General features: G+C 49.4%; 1 pseudogene. It reads left to right on the top strand.

Annotation, left to right across the window (positions count from 1 at the left end):
• Positions 1–539, top strand: a pseudogene (locus B3180_RS08135) (polynucleotide adenylyltransferase PcnB); the annotation flags it as partial.

Genomic DNA, 539 nt, shown 5'->3' with positions numbered 1-539 from the left:
CGTGACTTTACTGCCAACGCGCTCTATTACAATATTGCCGATTTCGCAATTTACGATTTTGCTAACGGCGTTAGTGACATTAATGCCGGTATATTACGCATGATTGGCGATCCGGAAGTGCGTTACCGGGAAGACCCGGTACGAATGCTTCGCGCGGTTCGCTTTGCCACCAAGCTCAATATGCAGATGGATAACTCGGTCAGCGGTCCGCTAAAAGAGCTTGCCCCCTTGTTGATTAACATTCCTCCGGCTCGTTTATTTGACGAATTCCTGAAGATGTTCATGTCGGGTAAAGCGGAAGCAAACTTTCTTATGATGGTGGAGTTTGGCCTGTTTCAACAGCTCTTCCCAATGCTGAAAGATTATTTAGCCGATGAGCAGGCCGCACCTTACCAAATGATGCTGAAAGCCTTTAGAGACACCGATAAACGCATTGCCGAAGAGCAGCGCGTAACGCCCGCATATTTAATTGCGGTGCTCTTATGGTGGCCGCTGCAGGCTCGTCGTGAACAACTTGAAAACGAAGGCGGTCTGCCGCC

This window comes from Idiomarina sp. UBA4206 (genome assembly GCF_002383015.1).
In the GTDB taxonomy this organism is placed as follows: Bacteria; Pseudomonadota; Gammaproteobacteria; order Enterobacterales; family Alteromonadaceae; genus Idiomarina; species Idiomarina abyssalis.
Note: the sequence above shows the minus strand (reverse complement) of the source record. Positions and strands in the feature narration are given on the sequence as shown.